This window comes from Chromobacterium sp. IRSSSOUMB001 (assembly GCF_023507765.1).
In the GTDB taxonomy this organism is placed as follows: domain Bacteria; phylum Pseudomonadota; class Gammaproteobacteria; order Burkholderiales; family Chromobacteriaceae; genus Chromobacterium; species Chromobacterium haemolyticum.
In genome coordinates, this window is sequence record NZ_JALCYU010000006.1 from 285,524 (window position 1) to 299,761 (window position 14,238).

Below are 14,238 nucleotides of genomic sequence, written 5' to 3' on the forward strand. Positions count from 1 at the left end.
TGGCGCGACAGAGGAAACCCGGCTACGGCCGGGTTTTTTCATGGTTTTGGACTGTACTGGCGATTTTGCCGATACGGGGCGGTGCAAATTCGCGCTAACTGTACCTGTAATTGTATTGGTGTCGCGGCTAGATTAGTTGTCATCATTCGGCCAAGAGCCAGGGGAGACAACGATGAATCAGCCGCAGATGGACGCGTTCTGGATGCCGTTCACCGCCAACCGCCAGTTCAAGAGCGCGCCGCGCATGCTGGTGAGCGCCGACGGCATGTATTACACCGACGACCAGGGCCGCAAGATCCTGGACGGCAGCGCCGGCCTGTGGTGCGTGACCGCCGGCCACAACCGCAAGCCCATCGTCGAGGCAGTGCAGCGACAGGTGGCGACGCTGGACTATGCGCCGCCGTTCCAGATGGCGCATCCCAAGGCTTTCGAGGCCGCCGACAAGCTGGTGGCGATGGCGCCCAAGGGCTTGAGCAAGGCGTTCTTCGTGGGTTCCGGCTCGGAGGCGGTGGATACCGCACTGAAGATGGCGGTGGCTTATCACCGCGTGCGCGGCGACGCCGCCCGCGTTAAGCTGATCGGCCGCGAGCGCGGCTATCACGGTGTCAACTTCGGCGGCATCTCGGTGGGCGGCATGGCCGGCAACCGCAAGCATTTTCCGGTGTCCTTGCCGGCGGTGGACCATTTGCGCAGCACTCACGACCTTGCCCGCAACGCTTTCAGCCGCGGCGAGCCCGAGCACGGCGCAGAATTCGCGGACGAATTGGAAGCGCGGATACTGACCCTGCACGATCCGTCCACCATCGCCGCCGTCATTGTCGAGCCGATGGCCGGTTCCACCGGCGTTCTAATTCCTCCCAAGGGCTATTTGCGGCGTTTGCGCGAAATCTGCGACCGCTACGGCATCCTGCTGATTTTCGACGAAGTGATCACCGGTTTCGGCCGTTTGGGCGCGGATTGGGCCGCCAACAAGTTCGGCGTGCTGCCGGACATCATCACCTGCGCCAAGGGCCTGACCAACGGCGTGGTGCCGATGGGCGCCTTGCTGGTGAAGCCGGAGATCCACGACGCCTTCATGGCCGCCGCCGGCGAGCGCATGATCGAGTTCCCGCACGGCTACACCTATTCCGCCCACCCGCTGGCTTGCGCCGTGGCGATCGCCTCGCTGGACCTGTACCGCGACGAGCAGTTGTTCGAGCGCGCCGCCGGCCTGTCCGCTTATTTCGAGGAGCGTGCGCACGCTTTGCGCGGCCAGCCCTACGTCAAGGACATCCGCAATTTGGGCCTGGTGGCCGGCATTGAACTGGACAGCCGGGCGGGCGCGGCTGGACAGCGCGGTTTCGATGTTTTCCTCAAGTGCTGGGAACAAGGCGTGCTGGTGCGTTTCACCGGCGACATCCTGGCGGTTTCGCCGCCGCTGATCATTGAGAAGCACGAGATCGACCGGCTGTTCGAGACCATTGCCTCCGCCTTGCGCGCCTGCGAATGAGCGCGGCGCCGAATACCCAACCTATACCCATCGGAACGAACATGCAGACCATTCCTCATTACATTGGCGGCGAACGCTGCGAAGGCCGCAGCGGCCGCTTTGGCGATGTCTATAACCCGGCGCTGGGCAGCGTCGCCGCCCGCGTGCCGCTGGCGAGCCCGGACGAGGTCCAGGCCGCGGTGGCTGCGGCGCGCAAGGCTTTCCCGGCCTGGGCGGAAACCTCGCCGCTGAAGCGGGCGCGGGTGATGTTCAAATTCAAGGAGTTGCTGGAGCAAAACCAGCAGCGGCTGGCGGCGCTGATTTCCAGCGAGCACGGCAAAGTAGTGTCCGACGCCATCGGCGAGGTTACCCGCGGCCTGGAAGTGGTGGAGTTCGCCTGCGGTATTCCGCAGCTGCTGAAAGGCGAGTTCACCGAGCAGGTGGGCGGCGGCATCGATAGCCATTCCATGCGTCAGCCGCTGGGCGTGGTGGCCGGCATCACCCCGTTCAACTTTCCGGCCATGGTGCCGTTGTGGATGTTCCCGGTGGCGCTGGCCTGCGGCAACTGCTTCATCCTCAAGCCGTCCGAGCGCGACCCGTCCGCCGCCTTGCTATTGGCCGAACTGCTGCAGCAGGCCGGCTTGCCGGCCGGAGTATTCAACGTGGTGCACGGCGACAAGCAGGCGGTGGACGCCTTGCTTGTCCATCCTGACATCGCCGCGCTCAGCTTCGTCGGCTCAACGCCCATTGCCCAGTACATCTACGAAACCGGCGCGCGCCATGGCAAGCGGGTGCAGGCGCTGGGCGGCGCCAAGAACCACCTGGTGGTGATGCCGGACGCGGATCTGGACGGCGCGGTGGAGGCGCTGATCGGTGCCGCCTACGGCTCGGCCGGCGAGCGCTGCATGGCGATCTCGGTGGTGCTGGCGGTGGGCGATATCGGCGACGCGCTGGTGGAGCGGCTGGCAGAGCGCGCGCGCAATCTGAAGATAGGCGTGGGCGACGACGCGGCGGCGGAAATGGGGCCGTTGGTGACGCGCCAGCATTTGGACAAGGTGACCGGCTATGTCGATCAGGGCGTGGCCGAAGGCGCGCAACTGGTGGTGGACGGCCGCGGCTACCGCCATCCCGGTCACGAGGACGGATTTTTCCTCGGCGGATGCCTGTTCGACCATGTGACGCCGGAGATGACCATCTACAAGGAGGAAATCTTCGGGCCGGTGCTGGCGGTGGTGCGGGTGCCGGACTTCGACAGCGCGGTCAGCCTGATCAACGCCCATCCCTTCGCCAACGGCACCAGCATCTTTACCCGTTCCGGAGGCGCCGCGCGCGAGTTCAGCCACCGCATTCAGGTGGGCATGGTGGGCATCAATGTGCCGATTCCGGTGCCGATGGCTTTCCACAGCTTTGGCGGTTGGAAAGCTTCGTTGTTCGGCGACCATCATATGCACGGCCCGGAAGGTGTGCGTTTTTATACTCGGATGAAGACGGTGACCAGCCGCTGGCCGGTCAAGATGACCGCCGAATTCGTGATGCCGACGATGAAGTGAGCATTGGCGAACTAAAAGCAGAGGAATGACGACTCTGGATGCGGGCATGCGTGCTCGCGTCCAGCTTAACCCGGAGCGATCCGGGTTTTTTATGCTATTGATGTTTTTCATCGAAATGCCTCAAACTGGGACTAATCGCATAAAAAGAGCGATAAGCACTGTCTAGAATAAGTTAACAAGGTGTGGGGAGATGGAGATGAATAAAACAACAATGAGCCTGCGCGGCCGGCTGCTTTTGCTATTAGTGGCGATGGCGCTGCTGGTGACGGCGATAGGTGTGCTCTCGGTGATGCGAGAGCGGGACACTATGTTGCAGGACCGCAAGGACAAGACGCGCAATCTGGTGGAGTCCGCAGCGGCGCTGGTGACGTCTTACGAGAAGATGGCGGCGGACGGCAAGATGAGCGAGCCGCAGGCCAAGCAACTGGCGGCGGCGGCCTTGAGCAGCATGCGCTACGACGAGCGCGAGTATTTCTTCGCCTTCGACAAGGGCCTGACCTACGTCGCACACGGCGTGAAGCCGGCTTTGATCGGCAAAAATCTGCATGGGGTCAAGGAGGGGAGCGGCCAGGACATGGGCCAGCTGTTCGACCAGGCCTTGAGCGCAGGAGGCGGCAAGGGCTATGCCGCTTATGTATGGGACAAGCCGGGTTTTGACGCGCCGCAGCCCAAGATCTCCTATTTGATGACCTCCCCCGGCTGGGGCTGGGTGCTGGGCACAGGCATTTATCTGGACGATGTGGCGGCCGCCTATCACAAATCGTTGTTCAACCTGGCGTTGGAGGTTGGCGTGATCCTGCTGCTGCTGGCTGGTCTGGGCGGCTACATCATGCGCAGCGTGCTGGGCCAGTTGGGCGGCGAGCCGGCGGTCACTGTGGACATCGTCAAGCGCATCGCTGCCGGCCAGCTGGATATGGCGGTGCCGGTGAAGGCTGGTGACCGCGATAGCCTGCTGGCCAATGTGGCCGGCATGCAGGGAGAGTTGCGGCAGCTGGTGGGCGAAATCGCCGCTGCGGCCAATCGGGTGTCGGAGATGAGCGCGGATGTCAGCAGCCATGCCAGCGAAGTGGCGAACGGCTCGGAACGGCAGAGCGAGGCGGCTACCTCGATGGCGGCGTCGATAGAAGAACTAACTGTCAGCATCAACCATATTTCCGACCGCGCGCAGGACGCCCGCAGCTTGTCCGAGCAGTCCGGTGAATCGTCGCAGCAGGGCAGCGAGGTGATTTCGCGCGCGGTGGCGGAAATGCGCCGCATTAATGAGTCAGTGGAGCTGGCCGCCGGCACCATCAACGAGCTGGTGGATAAGGCTCAGGTGATTTCCGGCATCATGCAAGTGATCAAGGACATCGCCGATCAAACCAATCTCCTGGCTCTGAACGCGGCGATCGAGGCTGCGCGCGCCGGCGAGCAGGGCCGCGGCTTCGCGGTGGTGGCGGACGAGGTGCGCAAGCTGTCCGAGCGCACCGCTCAGGCTACCGAAGAGATTGCCGGCATGATCGCCGAGATCCAGCAAAGCTCAACCCAATCGCACGGTTCGATGGAAGAGGCGGTGCGGCGCGCCAAGAACGGCCTGGAGCTAGCCGAGCAGGGCGGCGCGGCGGTGGGCGAGATCAGTCAGAGCGCCGGCGGGGTACTGGGCGTGGTCAACGATATTTCACACGCGCTGAAGGAGCAAGGCACCGCCAGCCAGGATATCGCCCAATACGTCGAGCAGATTGCGATGAGCTCCAGTAAGAACGCGCAGGCGGCGTCCACCGCCTCGGCGGCGCTGGCGGACATGCGCCAGCTGGCCGGCAATCTGCGCGGGCTGGTGTCGCGCTTCCGCTGTTGAGAGGAGACGCGGCGGCCTGGGCCGCCGCCGTTTCCCCCCGCCGCGTTAGCGGCCGATCTCGGTGCGCACGTCCAGCAACTCCGGGAAGAACGTCAGCTCCAGCGCCTGCTTGAGGAAGCGCACGCCGCTGGAGCCGCCGGTGCCCTGTTTGAAGCCGATGACCCGTTCCACCGTCTTCATGTGCCGGAAGCGCCACAGGTGGAAGTATTCCTCCACGTCCACCAGCTTTTCCGCCATCTCATAGGCTTCCCAGTGCTGCTGCGGGTGATCGTAAATGGTCTTGAACAGCGGGATCAGCTCCGGGTTGCGCTGATAGGGCTGCGACCAGTCGCGCTCCAGGCTGGAGACCGGCACCGGCAGGCCGCGGCGCGCCAGATGGCGCAGGAATTCGTCGTAGAGGCTGGGCGCTTCCAGGATGGCTTTTAGCGCGGCGTGCTTGTCCGGCTCGTGGGCGAACACGTTGAGCATCGCCTGGTTCTTGTTCCCCAGCAGGAATTCGATGGAACGGTATTGGTGGGATTGGAAACCGGAGGAGTTGCCCAGCACGTCGCGGAACTCCATGTATTCGGACGGCGTCAGCGTTTCCAGCACCGCCCATTGTTCAAACAGCAGACGTTGGATCTGCTTGACCCGCGCCAGGCATTTGAAGCTGGGCCCCAGCGTGTCCTGCTGAACGAAGCGCACCGCGGCCTGCAACTCGTGCAGCATCAGCTTCATCCACAATTCCGACGTCTGATGCTGGATCACGAACAGCAACTCGTCGTGGTGCGGCGGGTTGGACAGCGGCTTCTGGCAGGCCAGCAGTTCGTCCAGGCACAGATAGCCGCCGTAGCTCATGCGCTCGGAAAAGTTGGTGACGATCCCGGCTTCCAGTTTTCTCTCGTTCATGGTTTTTCCCTTGTAGAGGCGGCGCGTCTTTCTTGGTGTGGTTCCGGTGCGGGACCGGTTCGCGCCGCCGGCGAATGATGATCGGGAATCCGGGGCCGAATGTCAAAACGCGCGATGTTCCGGTGAGGAAACATCGCGCGTTTTCAAGGCGAAGGTAGCCAAGGCTCAGGGCCGGTGCTTGCGGCCCAGCAGCATGGCCAGCAGCAGCAGCGCCGCGCAGCCAATCAAGACCGGCGCATTGCCGTGGCGCATATAGGGGGTCAGCCCCTGGCGGCCCTGGGCGAAGCCCTGCAGCACCTGGCGGGTGTAGGGCGCCGCCACCGAGGCGATTTCGCCGTCCGGGCGGATGATGGCGGTCATGCCGTTATTGGTGGCGCGCAGCATGTAGCGGCCGTTTTCCAGCGCGCGCGCCTGGGATAGCTGCAGGTGCTGGCTCATCGCCACGCTCTTGCCGAACCAGGCCAGGTTGCTGACATTGGCCATGATGCTGGCTTGGGAAGCCGGGCCTATCAGCTCTTCGCCGAAGCTGTCTTCGTAGCAGACGTTGAAGGCGATTTTCTCGCCGGCCAGTGCCAGCGGCGGTTGATTGGCGCCACCGCTGCTGAAGCCCGACATTGGCATGTTCATGAACTGGTAGATCCAGCCTATCAGGCCGGGCACAGGAATGAATTCGCCAAACGGCACCAGATGGTCCTTGGCGAAATACGGTCGGCCCGGTGTGGTCAGCGCCACCACCGCGTTCAAATAACCGCGGCCGTCGTTGGTGCGGCGGGGCACGCCGGTGGCCAGCGCCATGCCGGCGCGCTGGGCCTGCCCTTCCATCATGCTCAGGTAGCCGGACGGCAGGTCGTCGAGGAACAGCGGCAGCGCGGTTTCCGGCAGCAGCATCAGGTCGGCGCGGGCGGTGGCCACTTGCTGGTAATACACGCGCAGGGATTCTTCCAGGTTTTCCGGCGACCATTTCAGTTCCTGGGCGATATTGCCTTGGGCCAGCGCCACGCTGATCGGCTTGCCCTGAGGCAAGGTCCATTCAATGCTTTTCAGCCAGAAGCCGTTGCCCCATACCGCCAGCGCGGCGATCAGCAGGCCTGCACGCATTTTCCAGCCGCTGTGAACCATCAGCGCCAGCGCGCCGGCGGACAACGCCACCAGGTAGGTGACCAGATGGGAACCGCCCAGCGGCGCGTAGCCGGCCAGCGGGCTTTCCGTGATTTGGGAGTAGCCGGCGGCTGCCCAGGGGAAACCGGTCAACACCCAGCCGCGCAGCCATTCCCCCAGTTCCCACAGGGCCGGAAAGGCCAGCAACCAGCGTTGCCAAGGCTTGGCGGTGACGCGAGCGCTCAGCCACATCGCGAGGCCCGGGTAGAGCGCCAGATAGGCCGGAAGCAACAGTACCAGCGGCAAGGCGATCCAGACCGGCAAGCCGGCCACGTCGTGCAGGCTGTTGTAGATCCAGTTGAAGTTGCTGGTGTAGGCGGCCAGGCCCCAGACATAGCCGATCCAGAACGCGCGTTGCGGGTGGCGCTGGGTCAGGTCAGCCAGCGCCGCAAGCGATAGCGGCATGATCCAGAACAAGCGGTAGGGGGCGAAGGCGAACAGCGTGAGGCTGCCAGCCAAGGCGGCTGCCAGCAGGACCAGTAAAGTGCGCATGGTAGGCATCAGGCGAAGCCGGCCGGAAAAAGCCGGCCGACGGATTGTCAAATAGCTGATATTCATCTTAGGAGCGGCAGGCGCGGGCACCAAGCCCAATCCGGTCTCATGTGCCTGGAGATGGTTTTCCAAGTCTGCCTTCGAGCCGGAGAGCGAGGGCGAAACAAGGCGAAAACGGCGGAGAAAGCGGAGTGTGCGCAGGGTACATGAGCACTTCTAAGGTGTACGCACCGTGTAATACTCCCCGACACGCGGCCGATTATAAACAGGGTCTTAGACCTCGCTGGTCTCGCCGGCCTGAATCCGCTCCACCAGCAGAGTGTCTACGCGGCGGTTGTCGGCGCGCAGCACGGTGAAGCGCAGGCCGGCGGCTTCCACCGCTTCGCCGCGCTTGGGCAGGTGGCCGGTCAGGGAGATCACCAGGCCGCCGACGGTGTCGACGTCGTCGTCTTCGAAATCGGTTTCAAAGTAATGGTTGAAGTCCTCGATCTCGGTCAGCGCCTTGACCCGGTAGCGCTGATGGCCGCGCACCGGCAGGATATCTTCCTCGTCGTCCTCGGTGTCGTATTCGTCCTCGATGTCGCCGACGATCTGCTCGATCACGTCTTCAATGGTCACCAGGCCGGACACGCCGCCGTATTCGTCCACCACTACCGCCATGTGGTTGTGGGTGGCGCGGAAATCCCGCAGCAGCACGTTCAGCGGCTTGGATTCCGGCACAAACACCGCCGGGCGCAGCACCGCTTTCAAATCGAAGCTGGCCGGCGCGTGGAAGTAGCGCAACAGTTCCTTGGCCAACAGAATGCCCAGCACGTCGTCCTTGCTGTCGCCTATCACCGGAAAGCGCGAGTGTCCGGAGTCGATCACCATCGGCAGGAAACGGGTGATCGGGTCGTCGCAGCTGATCACATTCATCTGGCTGCGCGGGATCATCACGTCGCGCACGGTCAGCTCGCTGACTTCCAGCACGCCTTCGATCATGCCGAGCGCTTCCGCGTCCAGCAGGTTGCGCTCGAATGCGTTGTGCAAGAGTTCGATCAACTCTTCGCGATCTTCCGGCTCGCGCAGCAACATGGTGGACAGGCGTTCCAGCCAAGTCGGCCGCGGTTTACTGGGGTCTTCCATTTCTTAGAACTGCTCCTCTTGATAGGGGTCGGGATATCCTAGCCTCTGCATGATGACGGTTTCAAGCGTTTCCATGGTTTCGGCTTCGTCGTCTTGCTCGTGGTCAAAGCCCTGCAGATGCAGCATGCCGTGCACCAGCAGGTGGGCATAATGGGCTTGCAGCGGCTTGTTTTGCTCGGCGGCCTCTTTTTCCACCACCGGCGCGCACAGCACCAGATCGCCGATCAGCGGCAGGCCCGGCACCGGGTCGCCCTCGTTGAGGGCGAAGCTCAGCACATTGGTGGCGTAGTCCTTGCCGCGGTAGTCGCGGTTCATTTGACGGCCTTCGTCCGCGTCCACGATCAGGATGCTGACCTGGGCCTGCTTGACGCTGGCTTGCAGCGCAGCCTGGCTCCAGCGGCGCAAATCCGCGGGCCGCGGCAGGGCGGCGGTTTGGCTGCGCACCTCCAGGCTCAGTTCCAGGCGCGCGGCCAGGCGCGTCAGCAGCGGGTTACGCTTGGCTCTTTTCATCTTGCTTGCTTTGGTATTGGTCGTAGGCGTCGACGATTTTCTGCACCAGCGGGTGGCGCACCACGTCGTCGCTCTGGAAATGATGGAAATGGATGCCGCGCACCTTGTCCAGAATGCGCTCCACTTCGACCAGGCCGCTTTTCTGATGGCGGGCCAGGTCGATCTGGGTCACGTCGCCGGTGATCACCGCCCTGGAGCCGAAGCCGATGCGGGTCAGGAACATCTTCATCTGTTCCGGCGTGGTGTTCTGCGCCTCGTCCAGGATAATGAAGGCGTTGTTCAGCGTGCGGCCGCGCATATAGGCCAGCGGCGCGATCTCGATCAGGTTCTTCTCGAACAGCCGGGTCACGCGATCAAAGCCCATCAGATCGTACAGCGCGTCGTACAGCGGCCGTAGATACGGATCCACCTTCTGCGCCAGGTCGCCGGGCAAGAAGCCCAGCTTCTCGCCGGCCTCCACCGCCGGGCGCACCAGCACGATGCGTTTGACCGTGTCGCGCTCCATCGCGTCCACCGCGCAGCCCACCGCCAGATAGGTTTTGCCGGTGCCGGCCGGGCCAATGCCGAAGGTGATGTCGTGTTGCTGAATGGCTTTGATGTAGCGGCTCTGGCGCGGCGTGCGGCCGCGCAGATCGCCGCGGCGGGTCACCAGCACCGGCGCGTCTTCGTCTTCGGCGGCAGCCGTTGCGCCGTTGGGCGCGTGACGGCGCAGTTCCACCAGGCACAGTTGCACGTCGTCTATCGACAGCTCCTGTTTTTCCGCCAGCAGATAGAGCCGGGTCAGCGCTTCCACCGCTGTCTTGGCCTGTTCGCCTTGCACGCGGAAGCTTTCTCCGCGGCGCTGCACGGTCACGTCCAGGCCGGTTTCTATCTGTTTCAGGTTTTCGTCCAGCGGGCCGCACAGGCGGGCCAGCCGTTCGTTGTCGACGGGATTGAAGCTGAGGGGTTCGGCGTGCGATGTAGTCATGCGGCTCGTAGTCTGGGTCGTTGTCGGAGGCCCGCGGCGGGGCGGGACGACCGATGGACAAGGGTTAAGGCTGCGGCGTTCATCAAATGTTCCGCAGACAATCCAGTTCCGGCGCGCTCATGCTGGCGTGGAACTCGGTGATCTCGTAGCGGGCAAGGCCGGCGATGGCGAACGGATCGCGCGCCAGCAGGGCTTCCAGCTCGGCGCGTTCGCCGCGCGCCAGGATCACGCCGCCGGTGCGCGGGCTTTTGCGGCCGGAGGCCAGCAGCAGGCCGGAGGCGTAGCCCTGCCGCAACCAGGCGACGTGCGCTTCCAGCTGCGCGTCGATGTCGGACAGCGGGGCGATATAGCTTAGCGAAACGATGAACATGGCGGCGTCAGCTCGGATGCAAAGCGCCAAGCATACGCCCGCCCGCGGCGGCCGGCGTAAAAAAATGGCGGGCGGACATCATGCTCAGACGGTTTCCGCGATCAGCGCCTCGCCCACAAGCGAGTGCGGACGCGCTTCGGTGATGCGCACGTCTATCATCTGATTGAGCAGGCGCGGGTGGCCTACGAAGTTGACCACGCGGTTGTTGGCGGTGCGTGCCGCCAGCATGGTGGCGTCTTTCTTGGACACGCTTTCCACCAGCACGCGTTGTACGGTGCCCACCATGGATTGATTGATGGCGAAGCCCTTGGCCTCAATCACCTCGTTCAGGGCCTCCAGGCGACGCACTTTTTCCGCGTGAGGGGTATCGTCCGGCAGATTGGACGCCGGCGTGCCCGGACGCGGGCTGTAGATGAACACGTAGCTGAAGTCGACTTCCATGTCTTTGACCAGCTTCAGCGTTTGTTCGAAGTCGGCCTCGGTTTCGCCGGGGAAGCCGACGATGAAGTCGGAGGACAGGCACAGGTCCGGCCGCAGCGCGCGCAGCTTGCGGATGATGGATTTGTACTCCAGGCCGGTATAGCCGCGCTTCATCGCCGCCAGTACGCGGTCGGCGCCGCTTTGCACCGGCAGGTGCAGATGGGACACCAGCTTGGGCAGCTTACCGTAGCAATCGATGATGCGCTGGCTGAATTCGCGCGGGTGGCTGGTGGTGAAACGGATGCGCTCCACGCCCGGCACCTCGTGCACGTATTCCAGCAGCAGCGCGAAGTCGGCGATTTCGCCATCGGACATCGCGCCGCGATAGGCGTTGACGTTTTGTCCCAGCAAGGTGATTTCCTTGACGCCCTGCGCGGCCAGGCCGGCGATTTCGGTCAGCACGTCGTCAAAGGGGCGGCTGACTTCCTCGCCGCGGGTGTAAGGCACCACGCAGAAAGAGCAATACTTGGAACAGCCTTCCATGATGGAAACGTAAGCCGCGCCGCCTTCCACCTTGGCCGGCGGGATGTGGTCGAACTTCTCGATTTCCGGGAAGGAGATGTCCACCTGGGAGCTGCCGCTGGATTGGCGCGACTTGATCAGGTCCGGCAGGCGGTGCAGGGTTTGCGGGCCAAACACCACATCGACGTAGGGCGCGCGTTTGACGATGGTCTCGCCCTCCTGCGACGCCACGCAGCCGCCGACGCCGATGATCAGATCGGGTTTGGCCTCTTTCAGCGGGCGGATGCGGCCCAGATCCGAAAACACTTTTTCTTGCGCCTTTTCGCGCACGCTACAGGTGTTGAACAGGATGATGTCGGCTTCTTCCGGATTGTCCGTTTTGACCATGCCTTCGGAGTCGGACAGCACATCCGCCATTTTGTCCGAGTCGTACTCGTTCATTTGGCAACCAAAAGTCTTGATGTATACCTTTTTCATTGCAGCTAGATTCCAGCGTGTTTCTGTCAATTCGCCGCGGGCCAGACCCGACAGGCGCCGCCATGGGCGGCTGAGTTTATTGGGACGGTTGGGCGGCTGCTTCGGCTTCCCTTTGCTTCAGCATCTCCACTTCCTCGGGGCGCAGCACCCAGATCCGATTGATCTGACCTTGCATATTGAAGGTGACGCCCACCGGGCGGCCTTCCAGGCTTTCCAGTTGGCCGCGCAGCAGGAAGCGGTTGTGCTCGTCGAAGATGCGCAGGCCGGGCGCCAATGGGAACTGGCGTTCGGAGCGGATGAAAATGCCGAGCAGGCTTTCCAGCAAGGAGCGGTCTTTCTTGACGAACTCGATGGTGGCGTCATCCGCGGCGCGGACGGTGCCGGCCTTCAGTTCCATCGGCAGCAAACGGCCGGCCAGGGCCGGGGCGGCGAGCCATGCCGCACACAGGGCGACTATGAGTATTTTCATAAGGAATTGAATACGTTGCGCGCGATTCTATCATAGCTTGGCCAAGGGGCTGGCCAAATCTTCCTTGCAGCATAGGCGTTTTGGCGCGCCGATGCGGCCGGCGTTCACAAGGCGCGTTGCATGCCGACCGCGCCTTCGCCATAGGCCTGGCGGGTGTAATCGTCGCGCGCGCAGGGCTGGTAGCCAAAGCGTTTCCAGTAGCGCGCGGCGCCCTGAACCGCCACCAACCGTGCCTGGCGCAGTCCGCGCCGTCGGCCCTGGCCCAGTACGGTTTGCACCAGGCGCGGTCCCAGACCATGGCCGCGCGCATCCGGGTGCAACGCCAGATCGTGGATGAACAAGGTGTCGACTGTTTCCGGCAACCGCTCCAGCGGGCGGTTCAGGCTGGGCGGACGGCCGCCGGCCCAGGGGTGGGCGAACACATAGCCCAGTACCTGTCCGGGGCGCTCCGCCACCCAGCAGGTGTCCGGGGATAGCCGGTGGCGCGAGGCCAGCGCGTCGCGGCTTTCTATCAGCGACGGGGGATAGCAGTGTTGCTGAACTTGCAGCACGGCGGGAAAATCTTGAACTTGCATCAGGCGCAGGACAATGGCGTCCTGCCGGCGACAGACTGCGGACATCGGGTGCGGGCCAATCCATGGAAGACAAAAAGCAAAGCGCGCGGCAAGAGCCGCGCCGCGTCGAAGGCGGCGATTATAGCCTCCGGGAGAGCGGGGGGCCAGCCGGCCTCGGGGAGGATTGCATGGGGGCGGTTCAGGCGCCTATACCACAGCAAGACGCGATGTCAGACGCGTGTGGGCGGGAGCATGATGCGATGACGATACCTGCGCCGGTGCGGCCGCTGGAGCAAGACTTCGACGCTTATCTGATCGATGCTTTTCAATGGCGCAGCCTGGGGTTCCAGGGGGTGGGGGTGTTGGGCGCGCTGGGCTTTCTGCTGGTGCGCCGCCTGTACGGCGGCATGGTGCCAGGGTGGCTGTTCCTGGCGGTGGGCCTGGGGCTGGGCGGCTTGATCCTTCTGCAGATCGTGGCGCGGAGCGGCCGTCTTTTGCTGTTATGGCAGGTGTTGTTCGCCATTGGGTATTGCCTGGCGATGAAGCGAGCGCTGGATGCCGGCGGCTACGGCGAGTACCTGTTGTTGCCAACGCTGGGCGTGTCGGCGTTGGTAATGTCGATCAGCATGTCCAATATATGGCACACCCTGAGTTTTTGGGGACTGTTGTTGTTGGTGTTCGATCCCGCGCGCGTTTTTTTGCGTTGGGGCGGCGAGCAGACGATTTACGGCTTCGGCTTTCTGGCCATCATCATCGGCGGCATGGTGTTGGTGCATCTGCAGGTAGTGCAAACCCTGCGCAGCAACCATCTCTTGTTGAACAAGCTGAGGCGGCAGGCTTTTTACGACTCGCTGAGCAGCCTGCCCAACCGGCGCTCCTTTCTGCAGCAGGCGGAGTACGCGCTTGGACATGAGGACATTGCGTTCTATCTGGCCATTATCGATATCGATCTATTCAAGCGCATCAATGATACCCATGGGCACGCGGTGGGGGATCAGACGATACGCGAGGTCAGCGCCTTGTTGGCCGAAACCTTTCACGACCAGATTTACGGCCGCATCGGCGGCGAGGAGTTCGGCGTGCTGCTGGCGGCGCGTAGCGACGCGGCGGGGCAGGCGCGGTTGGAGTGTTTCCGCCAACAGGTGCGTGCCGCCCCTTTCCCTCATGGGCGGGTGACGGTCAGCGCCGGTGTTTGTCAGGTGGGAAACGGCGGCTTGCAGCAGGCTTTCCACCGGGCGGACCAGGCGCTGTATCAAGCCAAGTCCGGCGGCCGTGATCGGGTGATCGCCTGGCAAGCGGCTTGAAAGGCCATTCACGGCTCAAAGCCCGCGAGGGTTTAGCTGGCTTTCGTCCGCGTTTGCCTTCCGGCGCGGCCGGCTGCCCCGTCACGAAGCCGGCATTGAATTTCTGACGGAAAAATGGTCTATTCCTCAT

13 protein-coding genes are annotated in these 14,238 nt (G+C 63.4%); 4 read left to right on the top strand and 9 right to left on the bottom strand.

Annotation, left to right across the window (positions count from 1 at the left end; genetic code table 11):
• Positions 1-172 precede the first annotated feature (172 nt).
• From MOV80_RS10770 to MOV80_RS10780, 3 genes are all read left to right on the top strand, one after another.
• Positions 173-1,489 (top strand): aspartate aminotransferase family protein, encoded by a 1,317-nt coding sequence (locus MOV80_RS10770; protein ID WP_249605095.1) that lies wholly within the window; start codon positions 173-175, stop codon positions 1,487-1,489.
• A 41-nt stretch (positions 1,490-1,530) separates the two neighbouring features.
• Positions 1,531-3,018 (top strand): CoA-acylating methylmalonate-semialdehyde dehydrogenase, encoded by a 1,488-nt coding sequence (locus MOV80_RS10775; protein WP_019102986.1) that lies wholly within the window; start codon positions 1,531-1,533, stop codon positions 3,016-3,018.
• A 196-nt stretch (positions 3,019-3,214) separates the two neighbouring features.
• Positions 3,215-4,852 (top strand): methyl-accepting chemotaxis protein, encoded by a 1,638-nt coding sequence (locus tag MOV80_RS10780; protein WP_118266453.1) that lies wholly within the window; start codon positions 3,215-3,217, stop codon positions 4,850-4,852.
• A 45-nt stretch (positions 4,853-4,897) separates the two neighbouring features.
• Here MOV80_RS10780 and kynA read toward each other — a convergent pair whose 3' ends face one another.
• From kynA to MOV80_RS10825, 9 genes are all read right to left on the bottom strand, one after another.
• A complete protein-coding gene (kynA, locus tag MOV80_RS10785; RefSeq protein WP_019102984.1) occupies positions 4,898-5,740 on the bottom strand; it encodes a tryptophan 2,3-dioxygenase in 843 nt (280 codons plus the stop codon).
• A gap of 165 nt (positions 5,741-5,905) precedes the next feature.
• A complete protein-coding gene (gene lnt, locus MOV80_RS10790) occupies positions 5,906-7,390 on the bottom strand; it encodes an apolipoprotein N-acyltransferase (RefSeq protein ID WP_191186272.1) in 1,485 nt (494 codons plus the stop codon).
• 273 nt (positions 7,391-7,663) lie between these two features.
• Positions 7,664-8,515, bottom strand: coding sequence for a transporter associated domain-containing protein (locus tag MOV80_RS10795; RefSeq protein WP_019102982.1), 852 nt, complete (start codon positions 8,513-8,515; stop codon positions 7,664-7,666).
• 3 nt (positions 8,516-8,518) lie between these two features.
• Positions 8,519-9,025, bottom strand: a complete 507-nt coding sequence (gene ybeY, locus MOV80_RS10800) for an rRNA maturation RNase YbeY (RefSeq protein WP_249605096.1) — start codon at positions 9,023-9,025, stop codon at positions 8,519-8,521.
• Entirely contained in the window at positions 9,006-9,992 is a 987-nt protein-coding gene (locus MOV80_RS10805; protein WP_019102980.1) for a PhoH family protein, read from the bottom strand. Before MOV80_RS10805 ends, ybeY begins: the two co-directional genes overlap by 20 nt.
• Before the next feature lie 82 nt (positions 9,993-10,074).
• The gene (locus MOV80_RS10810; RefSeq protein ID WP_019102979.1) at positions 10,075-10,362 is read right to left on the bottom strand and encodes a YciI family protein; all 288 of its coding nucleotides are present in this window, start codon (positions 10,360-10,362) and stop codon (positions 10,075-10,077) included.
• Between the two features lie 84 nt (positions 10,363-10,446).
• Positions 10,447-11,781: a tRNA (N6-isopentenyl adenosine(37)-C2)-methylthiotransferase MiaB gene (gene miaB / locus MOV80_RS10815; RefSeq protein WP_019102978.1), complete on the bottom strand. Its 1,335-nt coding sequence runs from the start codon at positions 11,779-11,781 to the stop codon at positions 10,447-10,449.
• Between the two features lie 76 nt (positions 11,782-11,857).
• Positions 11,858-12,250, bottom strand: coding sequence for a hypothetical protein (locus MOV80_RS10820; RefSeq protein ID WP_019102977.1), 393 nt, complete (start codon positions 12,248-12,250; stop codon positions 11,858-11,860).
• Positions 12,251-12,354: 104 nt separating this feature from the next.
• The gene (locus MOV80_RS10825; protein WP_019102976.1) at positions 12,355-12,870 is read right to left on the bottom strand and encodes a GNAT family N-acetyltransferase; all 516 of its coding nucleotides are present in this window, start codon (positions 12,868-12,870) and stop codon (positions 12,355-12,357) included.
• Between the two features lie 194 nt (positions 12,871-13,064).
• Here MOV80_RS10825 and MOV80_RS10830 point away from each other — a divergent pair, with 194 nt between their 5' ends.
• Positions 13,065-14,108, top strand: a complete 1,044-nt coding sequence (locus MOV80_RS10830) for a GGDEF domain-containing protein (RefSeq protein WP_157222134.1) — start codon at positions 13,065-13,067, stop codon at positions 14,106-14,108.
• Positions 14,109-14,238: the final 130 nt, after the last annotated feature.

What these genes read in the sequence shown, in the direction of transcription:
- MOV80_RS10810 (WP_019102979.1), bottom strand. Translation starts at nt 10,362, where the DNA reads ATGTTCATCGTTTCGCTAAGCTATATCGCCCCGCTGTCCGACATCGAC.
- miaB (WP_019102978.1), bottom strand. Translation starts at nt 11,781, where the DNA reads ATGAAAAAGGTATACATCAAGACTTTTGGTTGCCAAATGAACGAGTAC.
- MOV80_RS10820 (WP_019102977.1), bottom strand. Translation starts at nt 12,250, where the DNA reads ATGAAAATACTCATAGTCGCCCTGTGTGCGGCATGGCTCGCCGCCCCG.
- MOV80_RS10775 (WP_019102986.1), top strand. Translation starts at nt 1,531, where the DNA reads ATGCAGACCATTCCTCATTACATTGGCGGCGAACGCTGCGAAGGCCGC.
- ybeY (WP_249605096.1), bottom strand. Translation starts at nt 9,025, where the DNA reads ATGAAAAGAGCCAAGCGTAACCCGCTGCTGACGCGCCTGGCCGCGCGC.
- MOV80_RS10795 (WP_019102982.1), bottom strand. Translation starts at nt 8,515, where the DNA reads ATGGAAGACCCCAGTAAACCGCGGCCGACTTGGCTGGAACGCCTGTCC.
- MOV80_RS10770 (WP_249605095.1), top strand. Translation starts at nt 173, where the DNA reads ATGAATCAGCCGCAGATGGACGCGTTCTGGATGCCGTTCACCGCCAAC.
- MOV80_RS10780 (WP_118266453.1), top strand. Translation starts at nt 3,215, where the DNA reads ATGAATAAAACAACAATGAGCCTGCGCGGCCGGCTGCTTTTGCTATTA.
- lnt (WP_191186272.1), bottom strand. Translation starts at nt 7,390, where the DNA reads ATGCGCACTTTACTGGTCCTGCTGGCAGCCGCCTTGGCTGGCAGCCTC.
- kynA (WP_019102984.1), bottom strand. Translation starts at nt 5,740, where the DNA reads ATGAACGAGAGAAAACTGGAAGCCGGGATCGTCACCAACTTTTCCGAG.
- MOV80_RS10830 (WP_157222134.1), top strand. Translation starts at nt 13,065, where the DNA reads ATGACGATACCTGCGCCGGTGCGGCCGCTGGAGCAAGACTTCGACGCT.
- MOV80_RS10805 (WP_019102980.1), bottom strand. Translation starts at nt 9,992, where the DNA reads ATGACTACATCGCACGCCGAACCCCTCAGCTTCAATCCCGTCGACAAC.
- MOV80_RS10825 (WP_019102976.1), bottom strand. Translation starts at nt 12,870, where the DNA reads ATGTCCGCAGTCTGTCGCCGGCAGGACGCCATTGTCCTGCGCCTGATG.